This is a genomic window from Exiguobacterium sp. SH0S1 (genome assembly GCF_004337165.1).
Classification (GTDB): domain Bacteria; phylum Bacillota; class Bacilli; order Exiguobacteriales; family Exiguobacteriaceae; genus Exiguobacterium; species Exiguobacterium aurantiacum_A.
Map to the genome: position 1 here is coordinate 349397 of NZ_SJVC01000002.1, position 19244 is coordinate 368640.

The 19244-nt window shown below is 50.7% G+C and carries 19 protein-coding genes; 2 read left to right on the top strand and 17 right to left on the bottom strand.

Annotated elements, in window-relative coordinates:
• Positions 1-73: 73 nt before the first annotated feature.
• From murA to EVJ20_RS08530, 13 genes are all read right to left on the bottom strand, one after another.
• Complete coding sequence (murA, locus tag EVJ20_RS08470) at positions 74-1375, bottom strand: UDP-N-acetylglucosamine 1-carboxyvinyltransferase (protein WP_131464584.1); 1302 nt, start codon at positions 1373-1375, stop codon at positions 74-76.
• A gap of 212 nt (positions 1376-1587) precedes the next feature.
• Positions 1588-1833 (bottom strand): DUF1146 family protein, encoded by a 246-nt coding sequence (locus tag EVJ20_RS08475; protein ID WP_131459001.1) that lies wholly within the window; start codon positions 1831-1833, stop codon positions 1588-1590.
• A gap of 204 nt (positions 1834-2037) precedes the next feature.
• A complete protein-coding gene (locus EVJ20_RS08480) occupies positions 2038-3228 on the bottom strand; it encodes an EAL and HDOD domain-containing protein (protein ID WP_070328174.1) in 1191 nt (396 codons plus the stop codon).
• Between the two features lie 191 nt (positions 3229-3419).
• Complete coding sequence (locus EVJ20_RS08485) at positions 3420-3830, bottom strand: F0F1 ATP synthase subunit epsilon (RefSeq protein ID WP_016510237.1); 411 nt, start codon at positions 3828-3830, stop codon at positions 3420-3422.
• Between the two features lie 28 nt (positions 3831-3858).
• Positions 3859-5277, bottom strand: coding sequence for a F0F1 ATP synthase subunit beta (gene atpD / locus EVJ20_RS08490; RefSeq protein WP_131464586.1), 1419 nt, complete (start codon positions 5275-5277; stop codon positions 3859-3861).
• A 34-nt stretch (positions 5278-5311) separates the two neighbouring features.
• The gene (gene atpG, locus EVJ20_RS08495) at positions 5312-6169 is read right to left on the bottom strand and encodes an ATP synthase F1 subunit gamma (protein WP_131504937.1); all 858 of its coding nucleotides are present in this window, start codon (positions 6167-6169) and stop codon (positions 5312-5314) included.
• A 36-nt stretch (positions 6170-6205) separates the two neighbouring features.
• Positions 6206-7714 carry a F0F1 ATP synthase subunit alpha gene (atpA, locus tag EVJ20_RS08500; protein ID WP_016510234.1) on the bottom strand — a complete coding sequence of 503 codons (1509 nt, stop codon included), beginning with the start codon at positions 7712-7714 and terminating at the stop codon, positions 6206-6208.
• 18 nt (positions 7715-7732) lie between these two features.
• A complete protein-coding gene (locus tag EVJ20_RS08505) occupies positions 7733-8266 on the bottom strand; it encodes a F0F1 ATP synthase subunit delta (RefSeq protein WP_131457707.1) in 534 nt (177 codons plus the stop codon).
• Positions 8266-8793: a F0F1 ATP synthase subunit B gene (gene atpF, locus EVJ20_RS08510; protein WP_016510248.1), complete on the bottom strand. Its 528-nt coding sequence runs from the start codon at positions 8791-8793 to the stop codon at positions 8266-8268. Before atpF ends, EVJ20_RS08505 begins: the two co-directional genes overlap by 1 nt.
• A 71-nt stretch (positions 8794-8864) precedes the next feature.
• A complete protein-coding gene (gene atpE / locus EVJ20_RS08515) occupies positions 8865-9077 on the bottom strand; it encodes a F0F1 ATP synthase subunit C (protein ID WP_035386543.1) in 213 nt (70 codons plus the stop codon).
• 81 nt (positions 9078-9158) lie between these two features.
• A complete protein-coding gene (atpB, locus tag EVJ20_RS08520) occupies positions 9159-9896 on the bottom strand; it encodes a F0F1 ATP synthase subunit A (protein WP_016510243.1) in 738 nt (245 codons plus the stop codon).
• A complete protein-coding gene (locus EVJ20_RS08525; protein ID WP_070328179.1) occupies positions 9896-10324 on the bottom strand; it encodes an ATP synthase subunit I in 429 nt (142 codons plus the stop codon). The genes atpB and EVJ20_RS08525 overlap by 1 nt, the downstream gene beginning before the upstream one ends.
• Positions 10321-10548 carry a hypothetical protein gene (locus EVJ20_RS08530; RefSeq protein WP_071398354.1) on the bottom strand — a complete coding sequence of 76 codons (228 nt, stop codon included), beginning with the start codon at positions 10546-10548 and terminating at the stop codon, positions 10321-10323. The genes EVJ20_RS08525 and EVJ20_RS08530 overlap by 4 nt, the downstream gene beginning before the upstream one ends.
• A 756-nt stretch (positions 10549-11304) precedes the next feature.
• Between EVJ20_RS08530 and EVJ20_RS08535 the strand changes: the two genes are divergently transcribed.
• A complete protein-coding gene (locus EVJ20_RS08535; protein WP_070328182.1) occupies positions 11305-12429 on the top strand; it encodes an ABC transporter ATP-binding protein in 1125 nt (374 codons plus the stop codon).
• The gene (locus EVJ20_RS08540) at positions 12426-14012 is read left to right on the top strand and encodes an ABC transporter permease/substrate-binding protein (RefSeq protein WP_131464590.1); all 1587 of its coding nucleotides are present in this window, start codon (positions 12426-12428) and stop codon (positions 14010-14012) included. Before EVJ20_RS08535 ends, EVJ20_RS08540 begins: the two co-directional genes overlap by 4 nt.
• Positions 14013-14103: 91 nt before the next feature.
• Here the strand turns inward: EVJ20_RS08540 and EVJ20_RS08545 are convergent, their stop codons facing one another.
• The 4 genes from EVJ20_RS08545 to EVJ20_RS08560 form a co-directional block, all read right to left on the bottom strand.
• Positions 14104-15255 carry a diguanylate cyclase domain-containing protein gene (locus EVJ20_RS08545; RefSeq protein ID WP_236636334.1) on the bottom strand — a complete coding sequence of 384 codons (1152 nt, stop codon included), beginning with the start codon at positions 15253-15255 and terminating at the stop codon, positions 14104-14106.
• Between the two features lie 149 nt (positions 15256-15404).
• Positions 15405-16034 (bottom strand): uracil phosphoribosyltransferase, encoded by a 630-nt coding sequence (gene upp / locus EVJ20_RS08550; RefSeq protein ID WP_035386536.1) that lies wholly within the window; start codon positions 16032-16034, stop codon positions 15405-15407.
• Between the two features lie 142 nt (positions 16035-16176).
• Complete coding sequence (locus EVJ20_RS08555) at positions 16177-17595, bottom strand: endo alpha-1,4 polygalactosaminidase (protein ID WP_161568106.1); 1419 nt, start codon at positions 17593-17595, stop codon at positions 16177-16179.
• A gap of 357 nt (positions 17596-17952) precedes the next feature.
• Positions 17953-19194 (bottom strand): hypothetical protein, encoded by a 1242-nt coding sequence (locus EVJ20_RS08560; RefSeq protein ID WP_131507912.1) that lies wholly within the window; start codon positions 19192-19194, stop codon positions 17953-17955.
• Positions 19195-19244: the final 50 nt, after the last annotated feature.

The window sequence follows — 19244 nt, forward strand, 5'->3', positions numbered from 1 at the left end:
TGTGTAGGTTCCTCCGTTCGTTACTTCATTGAAAAGAGCGAGAAGAATCTCCTCGCTCCTATGAGTCTATTAATTAGTTGTTGACCAGTTCTTCAGCGATTTCGACAGTTCCTTCAATTCGCTCGATGTCGGCACCGAGTGCTTTAAGTTTCTTGTGGAAATCGACGTATCCGCGGTCGATATGGTATAAGTCACCGACACGAGTCTCCTCGTCGGCGATGAGTCCTGCGAGGACGAGCGCTGCCCCGGCACGAAGGTCTGTCGAAACGACTTCGGCACCTTGGAGGCGGACGCCACCTTTAATGATTGCTGAACGACCTTCAATCTTAATATCCGCGTTCATGCGACGGAATTCTTCGACATGCATGAAGCGGTTTTCAAACACAGTCTCCGTAATAACTGACGTGCCACCCGCTTTTAAGACGAGGGCCATCATTTGTGCTTGCATATCTGTCGGGAAACCAGGGTGTGGCATCGTCTTCAAGTCGATTGGTTTCAATACTTCTGGTCCAATGACACGCATACCTTCCGTCGTTTCTTCGAACTTGACGCCCATCTCTTCCATCTTCGAGATAAGTGGACGTAGATGTTCGCGCTCAGCTCCGATGACTTCAATATCGCTGGCTGTGATCGCAGCAGCGACGAGGAACGTGCCGGCTTCGATACGGTCCGGGATGATCGAATGCTCAGCACCATGCAACTTGTCTACGCCTTCGATGCGGATCGTTTCCGTTCCAGCACCGCGGACGTGAGCGCCCATACCGTTCAAGAAGTTCGCGAGGTCGACGATTTCCGGTTCTTTCGCAACGTTCTCGATAACAGTCGTTCCTTCAGCGAGAACCGCCGCCATCATGATGTTTTCTGTCGCACCGACCGATGGGAAGTCAAGATAGATCTTCGCACCTTTCAAGCGACCTTCAACTGATGCTTCGACGAAACCGTTGCCGATCACTGTCTTCGCGCCCATTGCTTCAAATCCTTTTAAATGGAGGTCGATCGGACGTGATCCAATCGAACATCCGCCTGGCATTGCGACACGCGCATGGCCAAGACGAGCAAGGAGAGGACCCATGACAAGGATCGAGGCACGCATTTTGCGAACGTACTCAAGCGGTGCCTCGTCTTTGATTGTGCCCGAGGCATCGACAGTGACTTCGTTGTTTGCTTCATCGAACGCGACCTCTGCACCGAGATGGCGAAGCACTTTATTAATCGTGTAAACATCAGCAAGACGTGGCACGTTTTGAAGTACCGATTTTCCTTCGCCTGCTAAAAGAGTGGCAACCAATGTTTTCAGTACGGCGTTTTTAGCTCCTTCAACACGCACAATACCTGACAATTTACGTCCTCCACGGACTACAATCAAATCCTTCATATCTCTCTTTGTCCTCCAGCTTCGTTGTTTTTTTATTTTATGCGTCGATATCCGTTTCCGGATGTGGTTATGTCGATTACTATGATGTTTTTTTAACGTGACGCCTCATCAGAAAAAAATAAAAATAAAATCATAATCTGTCCTGATGATTGGTCGTCATGTCAGACGAGTTTATCCTACATGATATACATATAGGAGTCGTTACAACAGGATTACAGTTTGTTAATGATTTGGAAAATCGACTGTAATGGTACGAGCGCCTGAGCCAATCGGATATACTCCAAAAAGAACTGGGCGATCAGAGAACCGAAGACGACGGCCACGAGGACACGCAAGACAGCGGCTTGCGGACTTCTCACTTGGTTGAGCACGCTCTCCCACTTAACTGGCATGAGTGCCCACCAAGCGACGTAGATCGCTACGACATAGATGACGAGCGATAAGACGGTGTTTAACATCCTCGATTCCCCTCTTTTCGAAATTTTGTACCATTTTTAATCATAGCACGTTGCGACAGAGAAAAAAAGACTTAGCATGATGATGATCAATCGAATCGTCTCATCCTATCAGCTCACTCTCTTTACATAAACCGCATATAAAAGGGACGTCATCGGCGCATAGCCTTTACTACAGTAATTGACGTCCCACCAAATTTTCAAACATTATTCCTTTTTTTCGTCCTGTGCGAGCGCCCAGCGGATCGCTTCGATATAGTAACGAGACCAATCTAGAGCCGTCTCGTCGACTGGCACAGTTAACTGCTCATATGCCTTCACCGATTCGAGCAGTTCATGCAACTTGTTCGGCTTACCGAGAAGTGCCTCTTTGACAACCGGTTCGACTGGGAGCTCGGCGATCAGCGTTTGCATCGTCTCGTCCAAAATGACGTCGAGTGAAGAGAAAATCCCGGTGATGAACGCATCAAACGGAGCTACCCCCGGAATTGTCTCATCGGCAATCAACTCCATCATCTTCCCACGGATAACGCTTTGCTTGATCAATTCTTTCGATTCAGACGTCTGCATCTCCCGAAGCAACATCAAATACGACCAACGCCGCATCTCGTCAAGTCCGATGCGGGCAACGGCTTGTTCGATCGATTGAATCGTCGTACGGCCCTTTTGATAGACCGTGTTCACCGACCGGAGCATCTTGTAGGACAGATCGACACTTCGTTCAATTTGCCCGGCGATGCGGCGGAAGTTCGGTTCTGGTTTATCAAGCTCCTTCAGCACCTCGACGAGCGTATTACGGAGCGGATGGACTTCCGCCCCATGAATGACTGTCGGACGACTGAAGAAATAACCTTGGAACATTTTATAGCCAAGCTCTTTCGCGATATCATATTCAAGCTTCGTCTCTATCTTTTCCGCAAGAAATTCGATCCGGTGTCCGAGCGCATCGATCAAGCGTTTCTGTTGATCGACCGGTGTCGCCTGATAATCGATTTTAATAATATCCGCAAGCCCGATCAACGGGCGGTATTTCTCTTCGAAGACGAAATCGTCTAAGGCGATCGTATAACCTTTCCGCCGAAGTGATCGCAGGGCGGCAAGTACTTTCTCGGTCGGTTCGACGTGTTCAAGCACTTCGATGACGAGAGATTGCCGCGGCAATAATGAAGGCACTTCCCCTTCGATCAAGTTCTGTGGAAAGTTGATGAACGCCCGCGTCCCTTCGGTCAATTCTCGAAAATTAAAGACGAGGTAGGCGTTATGGATCACGTCGGCGGTCGCAAGCGCATCGTCGACGTGTTCGAACATATTTTTCTCGCTGCGGCGATACAACAGTTCGTAGCCGCAGACACGTAGTTTCTGGTCAAAGATCGGTTGACGCGCAACGTAAACTTTCATCCATTTATCTCCTTTTTGATAGTTCCCACCTATATTATCGGACGACCCGTTCCTGCATTCCACTATTTGGACACAAAAAAACATGGTTCTTTCCACCTACATATAATGAAGGAAGCTGGTTCAAACGTCTGGTTCAAAAAGGATAAGACCAGAAAAAATCCTCTCCCACTAAACGTGAGAGAGGATGCTCGTCATTCTTTAATATCGCGAATGCTCAAGCGGTTGACCGCTTTCTTGAGCGCTAACTCCGCACGTCGGAATTCAGTATCCGAAATCTTCGAATCTTGAAGGCGACGTTCAGCGCGGAATTTCGCCGCAGAGGCGCGGTCGTAGTCGATCTTATCCGCCATTTCGGCCGTTTCAGCTAAGATCGTCACCATATCGGGACGAACTTCCATGAAACCGCCGCTGAGTGCGATCAGCGTGCGTCCACCATCTTCGTGGCGCAGTTTAAGGACCGAGACGTCGAGTGGCGTCACCATCGGGATGTGTTTCGGTAAGATACCGAGTTCACCTGTCACCGATTTGGCGACGACCATTCGTGCCTCGCCCTCGTAAGCTGCACCATCCGGGGTGACGACGTTGACGTGAAGAGTATTCATCGTCTAGTTTCCCCCTTCCGTGTAGGTCTTAGACCAACGTCTTCGCTTTTTCGATGACGTCTTCGATTGGACCAACGAGACGGAATGCGTCTTCCGGGAGATCATCGTGTTTACCATCGAGGATCTCTTTAAAGCCACGGACTGTCTCTTTAACTGGTACGTACGAACCTTGTTGGCCAGTGAACTGCTCAGCCACGTGGAAGTTTTGTGACAAGAAGAACTGAATCCGACGGGCACGGTGAACCGTGAGCTTATCGTCTTCAGACAACTCGTCCATACCGAGGATCGCGATGATATCTTGAAGCTCTTTGTAACGCTGAAGCGTCTGCTGGACGTTACGCGCGATTTCATAGTGCTCAGGTCCGACGATGTCAGGCGAGAGGGCACGTGAAGTCGATGCGAGCGGGTCAACGGCTGGGTAGATACCCATCTCCGAGAGACGACGCTCAAGGTTGGTCGTTGCATCAAGGTGGGCGAACGTTGTCGCTGGAGCCGGGTCAGTATAGTCATCGGCTGGTACGTAAACCGCTTGGATCGATGTGACCGATCCTTTAGCTGTCGACGTGATCCGCTCTTGAAGCATACCCATTTCCGTCGCGAGTGTCGGTTGGTAACCTACGGCAGATGGCATCCGACCGAGAAGGGCCGATACTTCAGAACCTGCCTGTGTGAAACGGAAGATGTTATCGACGAAGAGAAGAACGTCTTGTCCTTGCTCATCGCGGAAGTATTCTGCCATCGTGAGACCCGTCAAGGCAACGCGTAGACGCGCGCCCGGCGGCTCGTTCATCTGACCGAATACCATCGCTGTCTGCTTGATAACGCCTGATTCCGTCATCTCGTGGAACAAGTCATTTCCTTCACGCGTACGCTCGCCGACTCCTGCGAATACAGAAATCCCGCTGTGCTCTTGCGCGATGTTGTTGATGAGTTCCTGGATGAGGACAGTTTTACCTACACCGGCACCACCGAAGAGGCCGATTTTACCACCTTTGATGTACGGTGCGAGAAGGTCGACGACTTTGATCCCTGTTTCCAAGATCTCAACATTTGTCGACAATTCATCAAACGTAGGTGCGAGACGGTGAATCGGTGCCCGACGTACAGTCGGTGAAACTTCTTTATCGTCGATTGGGTTACCGAGTACGTTGAAGACACGACCGAGCGTCTCTTCTCCGACTGGTACTGAAATCGGTGAACCTAAGTCAAGTACTTCCATGCCGCGGCGAACGCCGTCCGTTGAGTCCATCGCAATCGTACGGACCGTGTCATCCCCAAGGTGAATCGCCACCTCGAGCGTCAAGTCGACACTGACATCTTGCGCCGTCTCTGCCACGTACGTGACTTTGAGGGCGTTGTAGATGTTCGGTAAGTGGTTCTCGAACTTAACGTCGATAACTGGGCCCATGACTGCGACTACGCGGCCTTTTATGCCGTATTCGTTCATCGTGTTAGCCTCCTACAATCTAGAGGGCGTGCGCTTATTCAAGCGCAGCCGCACCTCCGACAATCTCTGTGATTTCTTGTGTGATCGCCGCTTGGCGCGCGCGGTTGAACTTGAGCTTGAGTCCGCGGATGAGATCATCCGCATTGTCTGTCGCGTTCGCCATCGCCGTCATCCGAGCCGCGTGCTCCGATACTTTCGCATCGAGAAGCGCGCCATAGATGAGCCCTTCCGCGTATCGCGGGAGGAGCGCTGCTAAGATCGTTTCTTCTTCTGGTTCGTATTCATACATCACATTAGATGCGGTCTGTTCGATATCCCCAAGCGGAAGCAATCGATCCATCTTCACTTCTTGGCTGATGACAGAGATGAACGAGTTGAAGCAGAGCTTCAATTCATCGATCTCGCCTTCACTGAACGCGCCGACCGTCTGTTTGACGATCTCCGCGACTTCAACGAATGTTGGCTGGTCGTTAAGTCCTGTCATCGCACTGTACACCGGAATGTTACGTGTCTTGAAGAACTGAACGCCGACCTTCCCGATCACGTACAGACGGTACTCGTCTGTCGAATCGTGTTTGGCTTTCAACTCGCGGTACACGTCGCGAAGGACGCTGGCGTTGTATCCACCAGCAAGTCCGCGGTCCGACGTGATGACGATGTAGCCGGTCCGTTTGACGGGACGGACTTGAAGCATCGGGTGTGTTGCGCCTGAAGTACCGCCGGCAATCGACGAGATGACTTCTTGCAACTTGGTCATGTACGGCTTGAAGTTGGCGTTGCTCCCTTGAGCGCGGTTCAACTTCGAGGCCGACACCATGTTCATCGCTTTCGTGATTTGCTTCGTGCTTTGGGTCGAGGTGATCCGCATCTGGATCTCACGTAATGATGCCATTTCGATTCACCACCTTAATAGACGCTCGTCACCGGATTAAACCGATGGCGAGAATGTCTTTTTGAATTCCGCAATTGCATCGACCATCGCCTCGTCAGCAGGAAGGTTTCCTGTTTGACGGATTTCACGGCAAAGGTCCGCACGGTTTTGGTCGAGCCATGCGTTCATGTCTTTTTCGAAACGACGGATGTCTTCGACTGGGACGTCATCGAGATGACCTTTCGTGAGAGCGTAGATGATGAACACTTGCTTGTCGACCGAGAGCGGTGCGTTCAATTCTTGCTTCAAGACTTCAACCGTCCGTTGTCCACGGTTCAACTTCGCTTGTGTCGCTTTATCGAGGTCTGACCCGAACTGGGCGAACGCCTCGAGCTCACGGTATGACGCGAGGTCAAGACGGAGCGTACCGGCAACTTTCTTCATCGCTTTCACTTGAGCCGCACCACCTACACGCGATACCGAGAGACCGGCGTTGATCGCGGGACGTACCCCTGAGAAGAAGAGGTCTGACTGAAGGAAGATTTGACCGTCTGTGATCGAGATAACGTTCGTCGGGATGTAAGCCGAGATATCCGACGCTTGTGTCTCGATGAACGGAAGAGCTGTCAGCGAGCCGCCACCGAGTTCGTCGTTCAACTTCGCCGCACGCTCAAGAAGGCGTGAGTGGAGGTAGAAGACGTCACCTGGGTAGGCTTCGCGGCCTGGAGGACGACGGAGAAGAAGCGAGAGCTCACGATAAGCTGCCGCTTGTTTCGAGAGATCATCATACACGACGAGGACGTGTTGTCCGCGGTCCATGAAGTACTCACCCATCGATACCCCTGCAAACGGCGCGAGGTAAAGAAGTGGGGCTGGCTGTGAAGCCGAAGCCGAAACGATGATTGTGTAATCGAGGGCACCATTTTTACGGAGCGTCTCAACTACGCCACGGACAGTTGATTCTTTCTGACCGATTGCGACGTAGATACAAACCATGTTTTCTTCTTTTTGGTTGATGATCGCATCGATTGCGACCGACGTCTTACCAGTTTGACGGTCACCGATGATGAGCTCACGCTGACCGCGACCGATTGGTACGAGGGCGTCAATCGCCTTGATCCCAGTTTGGAGCGGTTCGTGAACTGACTTACGGGCCATAACGCCGTAAGCTTTACGTTCGATCGGGTTGTATGTGTCCGTCACGATCGGTCCAAGACCGTCGATTGGTTGTCCGAGCGGGTTGACGACGCGTCCGAGGAGCGCATCACCGACTGGTACTTCCATGATGCGGCCCGTACGTTTAACCGAGTCGCCTTCTTTGATACCTTTGTAGTCGCCGAGGATGATAATCCCGACGTTGCCTTCTTCTAAGTTTTGCGCCAAGCCCATTATGCCGTTTGAGAACTCTACGAGTTCTCCTGCCATAACGTTATCGAGTCCGAATGCACGAGCGATACCGTCACCTACTTGAATGACTGTACCTGTCTCACTAACTTCGATTTCAGAACCGTACGAAGCGATTCGCTCTTTTAGCAGGGCGCTGATTTCTTCAGCTTTGATCGTCATTGAATTCACCCCTATTTCTTACGCATTCAACAATTCACGCTCAAGGCGTGTTAGTTTAGTTTCGATTGTGTCATCATACGTCGTGTAACCGATCTGGACACGAAGTCCACCGATAACCTGTTCATCGACGACGTTCTTCAATTGAAGCGTCTTGTTCATCTTCTGACCGAAGACGAGTTCGACTTCTTTCAACTCTGCTGCCGACAACGGGTAAGCACTTGTGACGAACCCTTCAGCGATGCCGCGGAAGTCGTTGATGTAATCTAAGACGTAACGCGGCAGCCCGCGAACTTCGCTCGCACGGTCGTTCTCGACCATGACGAGAAGTGTGTTAAGCACGATATCTGTCATATCACCAAAGCTGTGTGTTAAAAGCTGTACAAGCTCGCTGTCGCTGACTGCTGGATTCGTTAAAATGTCCATCAATTCAGGCGTCGCGTGGAGCACTTCATCGAGCAGACGCACTTCCGCTTCGACTTGGTCGAGCGTGCCTTGTTCCCGCGCTAAGTCGAAGAGCGCTTTGGCATAGCGTTTTGCTAACGATGTGTTCATCAGTTAGCACCTTTCGCTTTAGACAGGAAGTCTGTGACGAGGGCACGTTGTTTCACTTCGTCGCCCTTAAGGTCTGACTGAAGGACGTGGCGTGCTGCCGAGAGCGCCTGTGTGACGACTTCGGTTTGAAGCGACTGTTTCGCGAGCTCGCGCTCACGCTCGATCGCTTTTCCAGCCTCGATCTTGATTTTTTCGGCTTCCAAACGCGCCTGCTCCACCAAGCGTGCTTGTTCGGCTTCAGCTTGACGACGGCTTGAGTCAAGCATCTCTTTTGATTCTGTACGTGCGGCGCTTAAAGCGTCACGTTGTTCGACGACATATGTCTCCGCGTCTTTGCGGCTCTTTTCAGCAAGCTCGATTTCGTTCGCTACATACTCTTCACGCTGTCTCATCATTCCAAGGAGTGGTCCCCAAGCAAATTTCTTCAACAGGGCCAAGAGTACGAGGAATGTGAAAAGTGTAAAGATCATATCCAGGATGCGGAGGCCTTCGCCACCGGCACCAGCTGCAATCATCATCGTATCCATGCATACCCTCCTCTTGACTAAATAAGTGAGGGAGGCTTGCTCCCTCGTTTGTTGTTCTCGTTAACTCGTAATCAAGAGTTGAGGAGAAGGAAACCGACAGCCACACCGATGATCGGGAGGGCCTCAACCAAACCGATACCGATGAACATCGTTTGACGAAGTTCGTTTTTAAGTTCTGGCTGACGTGCTTGTCCTTGTACTGTTCCGTATACGATGAGACCGTTACCGATACCAGCCGCGAGTGCTCCGAGACCGATAACGATTGCTGTTGCGAGAAGATTCATTTGTTCCATTGTGTATGTTCCTCCTAAAAGTAAGTAAATAGTTTTTTTGTTCAACGCTTTGGCGAGGCCAGCTTATCCGAATCAATGCTCGGCTGAAGCTTTATGCCCGATGTACACCATTGCAAGCGTCAGGAAAATGTAGGATTGGATAACCCCGATAAAGATTGAGAAACCTTGCCATAAAATCATCGGCAGGATTGCGAACACAGCACCAAGCGGGTTAAGTGCCCCTTGTGCGGTAATTGCGAGTCCCAAGATGATGGTAATCATGATTTCACCGGCAAAGATGTTACCGTAAAGACGCAGACCGAGCGTCAAGGTGTTCGCGAACTCCTCGATAAGCTTGATCGGCAATAAGAACCAGACCGGCTTCACGAATTCCGCCGAATAGTGCTTGAAACCGTGTAGCTTCACGCCGTAATAGTGTGACATTGCAACGACGAGTGTCGACAACGCCAATGTGACGTAAGGATCGGCCGTCGGTGAGTTGAACCATAGATAGTGACCGGAAATGACGTTGAACGGCAGACCCATCAAGTTCGAAATCAGAATGAACAAAATCAACGTCATCCCAAACCCGATAAAGCGGCCTCCTGTCTTCCAATCCATCGCACTCGAGATGATCCCGCGTACGAATTCCGCGAAGAATTCCATCAAGTTCTGCTTACCTGTCGGCTTCATGGCCAAGCGTCGTGTTCCCCAAACGGCGAACGCAAAGACGAGCAGTGATGCGATTAGCACCGTAATGACGTTCGTCCAGCTCCCATATAACGTATAGTCTCCAAGTTGTAGAGAATATGTGGGAAACTCATGACCCATTAGTATTCACCTCTTTTCCTGCTGAGCTGGGCAAGTGTGAACTCGCCAAATTGTATGATGTGGCCGGCGATTAGACCAGTTACCACCGCAATCAGCGATACTCGATCCTCATAGAAGAGACCGACTATCACGGCTAACGCACCGACTGCCATTCTTGAAACAGTCCCGTGCGATTTCGGGCGTCGCCCATGTTCGATCACGTCAAACATCCGAATGACGCTGCGATTCTGCATATGTAGAATGATCAGACTGGCGACCCCACCCAGGAACAAGCCGAGAAATACCGGTTTGTACACAGGGACGATGAGCGCTCCGACGAGGAGAATGGCGAACCATCCGACAAACCACTTCGTATAGCGTTTCATCAACTCTTGTTGTGCTTTTCTGTCTGCTTGCACTTGTTGTAGTTCCGTTTGTTCTAGCTTCATTCGTCCTCTCCTGTCATTAAACTTCGAAGGGTGAGTACGAGCGCGGTGATCCCGATAAACATTCCGAGAAACACCGACACATTCCAACCAAACGTGCCCCAAAATTCACGTCTCGCCCCATATTGGCCGACGAGATAACCGATGACGATCGGTCCGGCGAGCGCGGTCGAGATTTGTGAGGCGAGCGAGGCGTAGGATAGGTAACGATTGTCTTTTTTCGTCATCCTAGTCCCCCTTTCTAACTGGCAGCCAGCACTTCATCTTCTTCGATTCACACTCGCGTGACCATCAAAAGTCACACAAGTTCAGAGTAATGGAAATAGCATAAGAAGTCAATTGATTTCACAATTATAAAAGCGCTTTAAACCAAGTCGTATCAAGGCTTTTACGCACTTCACAAACTAAATTAAAATCACTAAATTTTAAAGAAGTGTGAAGAAACGGTGAAATAAAAATGTTGACTTTATAATATTTCACAAACCGAATCAGATGAGGAATAGTTCAGTTATACATCCGCGTATTGGAAAATACAACGTAAACCGCCCCACGTTCACAAAAGGTTTTAAAACGGACGCTGATTTCGCATTGAAATCGTTTTCATTATCCTGTATCAGTATACCGATTATCTTTTTGCCGTGTCGAGCGATTCTGACAAATTTGTAGTGACGAATCTCACATCATCATTTCTAAGCATGAATCGGCTGAAAACCCAACGCCATCAAGCCGGAACCGATGCCAACCTTTGTGGGAAGTCTGCAATTAAGATGTAAGCGTCCTCTATATTTGTGTCTATTTTGTGACTTTAAAACTGATAATCGCGTCTCTCTTGCCATGAGCGGCTCTTCGCACTGTTTAAACAGCAAGTAATAATCCCCCCTTTTACAACCTGTTAAACACTTTTTTCGAAAATAATGTTTACAATCCTTCGACAACGGGCAAATAAGGTTATGTGAAAATAATTTTTGAAAAGAGTTGAGTCAATGATTGAGTTTAAAAATGTAGAGAAGACCTTCAAAAGTACGACTGTACTGAAGGAAATGAACTTGACGATTAACAAAGGCGAACTCGTCGTCTTTATCGGCCCGTCCGGCTGCGGTAAGACGACGTCGCTTAAAATGATCAACCGTTTGATCGAACCGACGTCCGGGACGATCATCGTCAACGGTCAAGACACACGTAAGATGGATCCAATCGAACTGAGACGCCAAATGGGTTACGTCATTCAACAGACTGGCCTCTTCCCTCATATGACGATCCGCGAGAATATCCAATTGATCGCCGGTCTCGAAGGACACGCCGAACAGGATATGGACGCCCGGACCGAGCACTTGCTCCGCATGGTCGGCCTCGATCCGGATCAATTCATCGATCGCTATCCGAGTGAACTGAGCGGCGGTCAACAGCAGCGCATCGGCTTCGCCCGCGCCCTCATGAACGACCCGGAAGTCATCTTGATGGACGAGCCGTTCAGCGCCCTTGATCCTGTGACACGGAACGACCTCCAAGAAGAACTGTTCAACCTGCAAGAGGAAGTCAAGAAAACGATTGTATTCGTCACCCACGATATGGATGAGGCGATCAAGCTGGCTGATCGTATTTGTATCATGCGTGACGGGGAAATCGTTCAGTTCGATACACCGGAACAGATTCTCCGTAACCCGCAGGACGAGTACGTCGAAGCGTTCATCGGTAAAAATCGAATTTGGAACAGCCCTGAATACATTAAAGCGAAAGATATCATGATCACGGACCCTGTCTCGATCAGCGGCAAACGCACGGTGTTGCAAGCGATTGAAATCATGCGTTCACGCAAAGTCGACAGTCTCCTGATCACGGACCGCGATCGCGTCCTTCAAGGACTCATCAAATTGAAAGACGTCCACGGGATCCAAGATAAGACGAGACGACTCGAGGAAGTCATGAACGTGAACTACGCTTTCGTCTCGAGCGAGGACTCGCTCCTCGATATTTTAGACGTCATGAACACGAGCGACCAAGGCTATCTGCCGGTCGTGACCGGACCTATCCTTAACGGACTCATCACACGCAGCAGTTTGCTTTCCGTCCTCAGTGAGCAATTCATGCAAGAGGAGGAAACAATATGAATACGATTCAATCTTTTTTCAATTACGTCGCGGGCAACACCGACCAAATCGGTACGCTCTTGCTTGAACACTTGCAACTGACCGTCTTCGCCGTCTCGCTCGCAGTACTGATCGGTGTCCCGCTCGGTATTTTGATTCTCCGGATGCCACGCCTCGCCAAACCGATCCTCGGTCTGACGAGCGTCGTTCAGGCTGTGCCAAGTCTTGCCTTGCTCGGTTTCCTCATCCCGTTCATCGGAATCGGTTCGACACCGGCCATCATCATGGTCGTCCTGTATTCACTGCTTCCGATCGTGAAGAACACGTACACGGGTCTGTCGAGCATTCCAGGTGACACGCTCGAATCCGCTAAAGGGATCGGCCTCACCGATCGCCAAATTTTAAGCAAGATCCAATTGCCGCTCGCCTTGCCGATCATCATGGCCGGGATTCGCATATCAGCCGTCACAGCTGTCGGTCTCATGACGATTTCAGCGTTCGTCGGAGCAGGTGGTCTCGGTTACCTCGTCTTCGCCGGTATCCAGACAGTCGACAACAACCAGATTTTAGCAGGTGCGATTCCGGCCGGTCTACTCGCACTCTTGATCGACTTCATCGTCAGCCGTATCGAGTATAAAGTCGCTCCGAACGGGATCGTCCTCGCTGACGGACGGATGAAGAAGAAAAAACACCGTCCCGCTAGAAAAGTGGCGAAACCGCTCATCGTGATCGCGACAGCGTTCGCCTTGCTCCTCGCCGGTTCGATCTACGCCTTTACCCGTGAAGACGATACGATCGTCATCGGTTCGAAAAACTATACGGAGCAAGCGATCCTCGGGAACATGGTTGCCGATTTGATCGAAGACAAGACCGACCTCGAGGTGAAGCGTCAACTTAACCTCGGCGGTACGCAAGTCGCGTTCAGCGCACTCCGGACCGGTGAAATCGATGCCTATGTCGAGTACACAGGCACACTCTTCGTCGACGTCTTGAAGCAAGAAGTCGATAACGACCCGGACGCTGTCTACGAACAAGTCCGGTCGCAAATGCAAGAGCGGTTCGATATCCGGACACTCGATCCGATTGGATTTAACAATACGTTCGCCATCGCCGTCAAACAAGAAGACGCCGACAAGTATAACTTGAAGACCGTCTCTGACCTTGCCGCGGTGAGTGATGAGCTCGTCTTCGGCCCGACAATCGAATTCTCGAACCGGGAAGACGGCTATCTCGGCTTGAAAGAAGTGTATCCGTTCAACTTCGCAGACGTGAAACCGGTCGATGGCGGCCTTCGTTACACGGCGCTCATGAACGGCGAGAGCCAGGCAATCGATGGTTTCTCAACCGATGGCCTATTGAAGCGGTTCGAACTCGTCGTCCTCGAAGACGATCAACAGTTCTTCCCGCCTTACTACGCCGTCCCGATCGTCAATGAAGAGACGCTCACCGAGCATCCTGAGCTCGCAGACGTGTTGAACTTGCTCAACGGCAAAATCACGGACGAAATCATGCAAGAGTTGAACTACCTCGCCGACGTCGAAAAACAACGTCCCGAGAAAGTGGCTCACGACTTCCTCGTCTCTGAAGGTTTGATCGAAGAATAAAGACAGAAATCCCGCCCCTTGAAAAGGGCGGGATTTTGTCTGTCCGTTTGTTGACCACGTTGGTCGTTTTCGGCGCCTCGAATCGAACGACCTACATCGCTTTCCCCATCGAAACGCGGTTGCGTCCGCTTTGCTTCGCCTGATAGAGCGCTCGGTCAGCCGCTTCGATCAAATCAGACTTCTCGACGTCTAGTCCGGGGATGTGTTCTGCGACACCGATGCTGACGCTCACTTTGCGGAGCGGCTGATACGCTTCATGCAAAATGTTCAGCTTAAGAACCGCTTGGCGAATCCGTTCAGCGACTTCTTTTGACTGACGGGCATGGTGCGGCCGAAGTAACACCGCGAACTCCTCGCCGCCATAGCGGGCGACCATGCCATCTTCCCCGACCGCTTTATAAACGGCGTGTGCGACCCGTTCGAGACAGGCGTCCCCCGCCAAATGACCGTACGTATCGTTATACAGTTTGAACGCATCGATGTCGAGCAGGAGGAGCGCGACATCCGTACTTGATTCTTCCGTCTCATCCCAAAGTCGCTCGAGCTTTTCATCGAAGGCACGGCGATTCCAAACGCCGGTCAAAGCGTCATGAAGCGACCGATGGATCAGCGCCTGCTTGCTGCGCTCGAGCCGGAACGTGTGCACGAATGCGAGCAACAAGAGGATGGCGATCGCGACGACGATGACGATCACCCACGTCGCCGAATTCGAGGCACTGACACTTCGCTGTGACGCCTCTTGAATGATTTTGTCGATGTCCTCCCGGATGTCGGCGTCAACGTCTCGAAATTGATTGATGTAATCAATCCCACTATAGCGCCGCGCATTCGCTTCCACAATTTTGCCCGCATCGACGAGGGCAAGCTGTGACTCATAAAACATCTCCATCTCATTGATGAGCGGAAGCGCCTCTCCTTGAATGATTTCCTGCATAATCGGATGACGATGGTCAAGCTCGTGGATGACTTGGATCGTCTCAGCAAGAGCATACTTCGTCTCATTATATTGTCGGAGCGACAACATATCTTGATTATATGTATAGCCACGGACCGATAACTCTTGATCGAGCAGGAGCGCGAACAGTTCAGACGCCGCGTTCGCGATCGGAATCGCCTCTTCGACGATACGCTCGTTCTGCCGTTCGATGTTTTGGAAGGCGCTGTAGCTCCATAGACTCGTCAAAAACAGCGCTAATAACGCAATCAACAGATAGGCTTGCAAAAGTGACAGTTTTGGCCTCATGGTCGTTCTCTTCCTCATTTCAACAGATGACATTCGCTTCTGTCTTCACTATCGGTTGTTGCTTCGGTTTTCTCAACTATTATGGATTGGTTTTGACAGATTGAGTGCACAAAAAAGGAGGATCCGACTGGAGCCTCCTTTCGTTTTGCTTATTTTGTTCCGAACAAACGGTCACCTGCGTCACCGAGTCCTGGCACGATGTAGCCATGTTCGTTCAACTTCTCGTCGAGTGCGGCGAGATAGATTTCAACGTCTGGGTGCTCGGCTTGAACGCGTTCGACGCCTTCTGGCGCTGCGCAGAGACAAGCAAGCTTGATCGACTTCGCGCCGTGTTTTTTAAGGGCTGCGATCGCATCAGCTGCAGATCCGCCGGTCGCAAGCATCGGGTCGACGACGATGAAGTCACGCTCGGTAATATCTGTCGGCAACTTGAGATAGTATTCGTGCGGCTCGAGCGTCTCCGGGTCACGGTAAAGACCGATGTGACCGACTTTGACGTTCGGCATCATTTTGAGGAAGCCATCCACCATGCCGAGGCCTGCCCGTAAAATTGGGACGATTCCCAATTTCTTGCCGGCAATCATCTTTTGTGTCGATACCGAGACCGGTGTCTCAATCTCCACATCAGTAAGCGGAAGGTCGCGTGTAATTTCATATGCCATGAGTGAAGAAACCTCTTCTACGAGTTCGCGGAACTGCTTCGTCCCCGTCTCTACTTTGCGCATAATCGTCATCTTGTGCTGAATCAATGGGTGATCATAAACGTGTACTTTTCCCATTTTGCTTCACTCCTCTCTAAATCTCTCTCGAGCATTGTACCCCAACTTCTCGTAGAAAGGTAGGGTCAACTTCCGTTTTTGAAGAGGTCAGACGAAACCCCAAGGGCCAGTTTGACACCTTGGGGTTGATCTACCTTCTAGATTAGAATTTGAAGAAGTTTAAAAAGCCGGCTGTCTTGTGCTTGGCTTTTGCACACATGTTGCCTTTGGCTTTTTCGTGCTCCACGAACTTGGCATGCTTAGCAGCATGTTTTTTCGCGTGCTTCTTCGCTTTCTTTTTGTCTTTTTTCAGTTCTTTTTCTGTTTTCTGCTTCGGCTCAGCTTGCTTCGAATCTTTTTGCTCGACTGGCTTCGTTGTCGTGCTCGTCGATGCAGTAGGCTTCGTCGGCGCTGTTGTCGGTTTTGACGCAGTCGACGTCTCTGTCGCCGGTTTTGTTGCTACCGGTTTTGGCGCAGTCGATGTTTCCGTCGTCGGTTTCGTCGCTACCGGCTTTGTTGCTGTTGACGTTTCCGTCGCTGGTTTCGTCGCTTCCGGCTTTGGTGCAGTCGATGTTTCCGTCGCTGGCTTCGTTGCTTCCGGTTTTGGTGCAGTCGATGTTTCCGTCGCTGGTTTCGTCGCTTCCGGCTTTGGTGCAGTCGATGTTTCCGTCGCTGGCTTCGTTGCTTCCGGTTTTGGTGCAGTCGATGTTTCCGTCGCTGGCTTCGTCGCTTCCGGTTTTGTTGCTGTTGACGTCTCTGTCGTTGGTGCTACCACGACAGGTGCCGGAGTCGGTGCCATATCTTTCGTCCGTGTCACAAGACCTGCGTTCCAGTTCACATAAGCGTCTGCTTCGTGGAAGTGGATAAACTTCGAGTCAGCGGCAAGCTTGTGGCTCTCCGCACTTTGACGCGTCGAGATCGTGAGCGTTTTGACCGAATGTTTCGTGTCGACTGCTTGAAGTTTTTTGATCATGTTTTGTGACCAGGCGTCGCTTTTGATCGTGTCGGCGTTGAAGCTCTCCCACATGATGCCATCGACGTAAGGTGCTGTCGACGTTTCGAGTGTGTCAAAGCCCCAGTTTTGGACCATAGCGATGTTGCCGTAACGGGCACGCGCTTCTTTCAAGAAGTTGACGAGACCGTCACGTTGCTGCTTGAGCACGGTCGGGTTGTTCAAATGTTCGTTGTCGATATCGCCGACCGTATCCATGAACACGCCATCGATCCCTTTAGCGATGACTTGGTTTTGGATTTCCGTGAGCAAGAGCCCTTGGAAGTGCGGTGAAGCGATGTTCGTCAAGTAAGAATCCCATTCCGGGTAGTGGACACGTTGTCCGTTGCGCGTGAAGAAATCACCTGACTGAAGTTTTGACATGAGACCGGTGTTCCACGTCGCGACTTCCATAACACTAATATAACCGAGTACTTTCGTACCGCGTGACTTGATCTGTTCAACTTGAGCTTTTGTATAATGAAGCGGCTCGATGATGACGAGATCATAGTTTTGCATATCTTTGATGATCGTTTCGGTCGGATGACCATAATACACTTGATAGTTCTTCACACCGTCGAGTGGGTTCATCGTTTGCGCTCCCGTTTTTGACATGTTCAGACTAACAATTAACAACACTACCGTTAGAGACATAATAATCTTTTTCAATTTCAATACCTATTCCTCTCCTGATGACTGACAAAACTTGGTGACGGACAATGATGGTTGAATTGAGATGTGTCTCTCCGTTCCCCCTTTTCTTCATAAAATTGATGACGAGAAGGTTAGTGCTGTGTGTTTTATAGATGTATCGGATTCATGTATGTAATGTTGAACCTTCGCAAAAAAAATTATAGGATAGTTTTCCAGCAAAATATAGTGTCAATTTAACGACAAAAAAACCGCTTCATGACATAGTCTTGTCATAAAGCGGGTAGTATATCTAGTTCAGCTATTATATCGAATCGATCGATTCAACAATTCCTCGAGCCGCATCAGGTCGATTGCGTACGTTTGTTTCGTCGTCAGGTCGACGAGGTAGATCCGTTGATCCCCAGGTTCGACCCAAACCTCGAAATGTTGCTCTTGTAAGTGTTCGTACAAGGAGAGTATCCCGTGTTGGACGGCTGCTTCTGACTTGTTTCCGCCTGTCACATGCGTCAGGAGTTTGAACAGCTCTTGCGTATTCGGTCCATCTAGATATGACGTCTTCCCCTTCGTCTCGTACGTGGCGAGCTTCGTCTTCACCGAACGAGCGGACGAACTCATCAGCTTCGTGGTCATCGGCCGTCTGACACTGCCCCAAACTTCGATGACCGCATCATATCGTTTAGACAATGTGAGCGAGGTGGCGTCGCTTACGTCTCCAATCGGCTGTTCAGCAAGCACGACTCGTTTCAACAGTTGGCGTTTTGAATGATCGAGCGTGAACACATCAGTTGTCGAATCGGTATATACATACTTTCCGGTGAAGGCGCTTGGAAGAACGGTGCGTTCCCATGACGATTCCGTACCCATCTGTAGCGCTACCCTGCCATCCGCTAACTTCGTGAGGAAAGCGTATCCGTCATTCTTTCCGCTCTTGAATACGAACAGCCCCGGTTCAATCGTCCGGTCGAGCGTCCGGCCGTTCCGCATCACCTCATACGTCACGTACAACGAACCGCTGTCCGGCGTCTGGTAGCGGAATGTCGATCCCGGGACGATTGTTTCATGCGCTTGATTCACCCGGAACAAGTTGACGATTTTTGCGACATCGGGTTCCGGATAAAACGAGACCGCCTCTCCGACGTCGGTCTCGACTAGTTCACTCGAGATGAGCGACTCGAATTCGTTGACGGGGTCAATCCGGAACGTCCGCTCGATTTGTTCGTGGCTGTTCGCACAAGACAAATAACGGTCGTCACCGCTCACCCAATACTTAATCGTCTGACTGCCGAGCTCTGCATACAGCGGATGGCGAAACGTCACTTCAGCCACCTCGCCCCGGCGTGACGGGAGCCGTTCCGTCGTTTGTTGTCGACAATAAGCGAGCAGTCGCTTCTCTGTTTCCGGTAAAATATGTTCCTGCTCATCCTGATTCGTCACGTACGCTTCGAGCGGGCGTAACGCGAGGGCGTTAATCTCTTCTTTCGAACCACAACCGCTGAGGCAACAGAGGGCGAGCAGGGCAGTCCAACTCAGTCTCATCACTCGTCTCCCCTCTCCCTACATCGTCGTTATATGTATTATGTTATGTT